Below are 4,215 nucleotides of genomic sequence, written 5' to 3' on the forward strand. Positions count from 1 at the left end.
GCCTGCCTCACTGTTGACCTTCTCTTACAAAAAATCGAAGGCAAGGAAGTCGCGACAACTGGTTACTTTTTACCAATTACTCTTTTATCAGGAAAAAGTATTTAATACTCAATGAAAATCTCTTCAAACCACGTCAGCGTCGCCTTACCGTAGATATATGTAACTGACTTCGTCAGTCTTATCTACAACCTCAAAGCAGTGCTTTGAGCAACCTGCGGCTAGTTTCCTAGTTTGTTTTTTGATTTTCATTGAGTATTATTCGCTTTTTACCGGTTTGACATAGTTTTCAATTGGGTAGTTTTCAGGGTTCAAAGTCAACTCCTTGCCTTTGACCAATTGAGCTAGGTGGTAACCAATAATAGGACCAGTTGTGAGGCCTGATGAACCTAGTCCACTAGCAGCGTAGACACCTGCCAATTCTGGCACTTGCCCAAAGAAAGGAGAGAAATCACTAGTATAGGCACGGATTCCCACACGCTCAGCCCTTGAAGTCGCTCTAGCTAAAACTGGATAGTGAGGTAAGGCTGCCTCCTCCATTTGCTGGAGCAAGATTTCATCTACCGTCAAATCAAATCCCATATCATTTTCATGGGTAGCACCTAGGGACAATTTGCCACCTGCAAAAGGAATCAAATCCCATTCCCCTTCTGGCATGACAACAGGGTAAAATTCCATGTCTTGGGCCAGCTGATAATCTCGGAGCTGTCCTTTCTGAGGACGGACATCCACAGCATAACCCAAGGGTTCTAACATATCCCCCAACCAAGCTCCCGTCGCCAAAATAACCTGCTCAAACTCCTCTTCACCAATCTGGTAGCCTGATGCTAACGGTGTCAGAGTCACTTTTTCTTTGACCAGCTTGACATGACTTGATTCCAGCAAATGAGTCACTAAAAGTTGGCCATCTACTCTCGCTCCACCAGAAGCATAGAGCAGGTGATCAAATCCCTGCAAGCCAAGAAATAATTCATTAGCTGATGCTTGGTCCAGAATGGCTAATTTCCCTATCAAGGGAGATTCTTCTCTGCGCTGGAGGGCCAGTTGATAGAGTTCTTCCAACTTAGTTTCATCCTTTTTCAGGAGAAAGACTCCCGAACGCTGGTAAAAGTCGATTTCTTGTCCTGACTTCTCTAAATCAGCTAATAAATCCACATAAAAGTCAGCCCCCAAGCGCGCCATCTTGTACCAAGCTTTATTGCGGCGTTTGGAAAACCAAGGACTGATAATTCCTGCTGCGGCCTTGGTAGCTTGACCTTGTCCATGGTCAAAGACGGTTACTTCTAGGTCACTTTCTTTCGAGAGGTAGTAGGCAGCTGTTGCCCCCACAATCCCTGCTCCGATAATAGCAACTTTTTTCATTGTTATAATTTATTCCTTTTGTTTCACTCAAGACACAACACAGAATAAAAAAGTTTTGTGCCCTTTATTTTGTTTTATACTAGACCTCCATACTATCTTATTCTTTCCAATAATTATCTATCTAAGAGATTATCCTATTCTTAATTGTCAATAAGTTCACCCAGTCCTCTGGAAGACCGTAGTGTCTCAAATCAACTTGTTCTCTACTTCCTTCTTCTAGTAAATTTTGTATTTTTTATTCCAAAAATTCTGGGTTTCTAGGGACATGGACAAAATAAGATGTCTCATTGCTATAAAATAAATAAATAATGTCTTATCATCATTCTCTGAGTTTGTCTCCAATAACTCCTTATCAGAATGATGAAGAGCAGGTAAGGTATGGTGTAAGCGTTCATATAATCTGCCATTATATGAGCATATATTTCTAAGATATCGAAGTGCATTACACCAGGACAATAAGATTTTAGCTGGAATTTTATCATCCTTATACAAGAGCAAACTAATATAAGCAGCAACCTTATTTCGATAACCTGGTTGTAAGGCGACAAGAAATGATGATATATTTCCAAATGTCATTAAACGAAAAACAGTCCAAGGCAACACAACACCATATTGTCTAATCTGATTCTTTACTATGGAATCATCTTGTTTTTCAAAAATAAACCGCGATAAATGATACTTTGTTTTCAAGACAGTATCCTGACGTTTAGGGTTATCCTTGCAGTATTTAGATTGTTCAGAAAAATATAAATCATCGTCTTCAAAAATATAAATAGTTTTTTGGTATCCAAGCGTCAGAGCATCAGCGGTACTCTTTTTCAAAAAGACTTCAATTCTCTCCAATATTTCTTGAAGGAAATTTCTAAGGTAACTATCAAATAAGTAGGCTTACTTAGCTAAAATATACTGACGATTAACCAATTTACCATAAATCTACGCAATCCTTTTTATAAAATTCATCATCAACATTATATGAAAAATCCCAATGAGATTTATCTTTCATATGTTGATACAATTCTTCTTCTGTCAGTGCAGGTTCAATCGCCATTTTTAACGTAGTAGGTGCTAACACAGGATTATAAACTAATCGTATTTTATCAACTATATCAATATTTCAAGGAATATATTCCTTGAAATTTGTTAATTCAAATATGGCAACATTCATTCTAACAGTCTCCACTATATGAAAAAAGGTCACCTAGTTATACATTGCTGCACCTTTGATGACTTCTAATCTACCTAGATTATACCACAATAATCCCTATTAATCAATAGAAATATTTTTTAAGTGTAGTATATTGAGCCTAGAATAGTAGGCTACGGATTCTAAAATATTTCTAGAAATTAATTTGACTTTCTCAATCTCTTTGTTCATATCTTATTTCAATCTACTATATATGATATACGTATGGTTGGTTATGGAGAGCACAATCATCTGACAAAACCAAGCGATAGAGAGCGCTTACATCAACTCCTAAAGAAAGATGGATAGAAAGACGCTTTTCAACTTCTTTCTATCCATTACTTCCTTCAAGAGTCCACACCAGCAATTTTCAGTTCCATTTCATGAACTATCTTACTTGTTTCGTGTTTCTTCTTTATCTTACTCTACCATCAAAGACTTCTACTTGTACTAGAGGAGGAAGCATTCCCATTTAAAAGACGGTGTCCTGTTCCCAGAACCACTTCCCCACTAGAAGCTGGTATATTCCCACTACAGGTTTGCGACTAACTTTTCCTATCGTCATTATCCAGCAATGTAGTAACTTCTATGGTCGCCTGCGATATTTCAACATGTCGCTTATCTTAGCTGAGCAAGAATCGCTTTGAGTTTCTCAATCAACTCGTCTTCTGTGTGGTCAGACTCTTTCTCATTGGCTAGGAAAGCAACTGCTTGAGCGAGAGCTTCTCGTGCTTGGTCGAGAACTTTCGTATCCACATTTGTAGAATCCAATTCTGCTTCAAGCTTGCTTAGTTCCTTGACCAATTTCTTGAGTTCTGACTCTTTCTTACGACGCGCGATGAGGAAGAGAAGGAGCCCAAGAAGGGCAAGTAGACTGCCAATCATTACTACATATGAAAATTCAGTAGTTGTCTGACTATCGTCTTTCATCTGATCTTTTTCTTGATTTTGCTGGTCTTCTTTCACACCTTTTAAGGAGTCTATTACCTCTCTCACTCTTCTAACAATATCACGCAAATCGGACTCTGTCAAACTTTCGTCATTAAGAGCTTGTTTAATCTCTGTAAGAAGAGCTTTAGCTGACTCAAGCGTTGTACTATCTATATCATCCAAATCTTTCAAACGACTTTCCAATCCTTCAACCAATCGAGCAAGCTCAGACTTGTCAACAGGACGAGTCTCGTTAGGAGTCACTGTAGTTCCTGAATTGTTTGGAGTGCTTGTAGAAACTGGCGTTTCTTGAGTCGAAGTGCTTGCTTGTGCCTGTCCAACAGTAGACGATGGAGTAGTAAGGGTCGTATTGCTACTATTGTCAGTTGTCACACCAGGGGCTGGAGTATTGCCTCTGTTATCTGGTGTCACACTGTTGCTATTGCTGCCAGCAGGGTTGGTAGTAGCTCCATTGTTGGTGTTGCCACTGTTGCTAGTATCAGTACTATTATTACCAGATTTTTTCTCTACGGTTTCTGTCGATGGAATTTCTTTAGTTGTTCCATCTGGTAATGTGACAGTTACATCTCCATTGTCTTTTACAACTACGTTGGTGGCTGTTGGGTTAGCTTTCGAAACGGCTTCTTTAACTTTGGCTTTTTCGGCTTCTGTTAAATGCGCTGGGTCTGCTACTGGCGTTACCTCTACCTTAGATTTCTCTACGGTTTCTGTCGATGGAATTT

At 39.1% G+C, this 4,215-nt stretch carries 3 protein-coding genes and 1 pseudogene; 1 reads left to right on the top strand and 3 read right to left on the bottom strand.

The annotated features are described in order from the left end of the window. A pseudogene (locus HT715_RS11315) lies at nt 1-105 on the top strand (LacI family transcriptional regulator); the annotation flags it as partial. A 150-nt stretch (nt 106-255) separates the two neighbouring features. On the opposite strand, the gene HT715_RS11320 reads toward HT715_RS11315, so the two are convergent. From HT715_RS11320 to HT715_RS11640, 3 genes are all read right to left on the bottom strand, one after another. Continuing rightward, a complete protein-coding gene (locus HT715_RS11320; protein ID WP_172922967.1) occupies nt 256-1,359 on the bottom strand; it encodes an FAD-binding oxidoreductase in 1,104 nt (367 codons plus the stop codon). Nucleotides 1,360-1,575: 216 nt separating this feature from the next. Further along, on the bottom strand, nt 1,576-2,202 hold the full coding sequence (locus HT715_RS12145) for an Abi family protein (RefSeq protein WP_007284783.1): 627 nt from the start codon (nt 2,200-2,202) through the stop codon (nt 1,576-1,578). A 958-nt stretch (nt 2,203-3,160) separates the two neighbouring features. Further along, the coding region (locus HT715_RS11640; RefSeq protein WP_188109051.1) for a hypothetical protein at nt 3,161-4,215 on the bottom strand (1,055 nt) is incomplete at its 5' end.

The sequence above is a fragment of the Streptococcus sp. 4155 genome (assembly GCF_013276695.1).
GTDB classification, from domain to species: domain Bacteria; phylum Bacillota; class Bacilli; order Lactobacillales; family Streptococcaceae; genus Streptococcus; species Streptococcus pseudopneumoniae.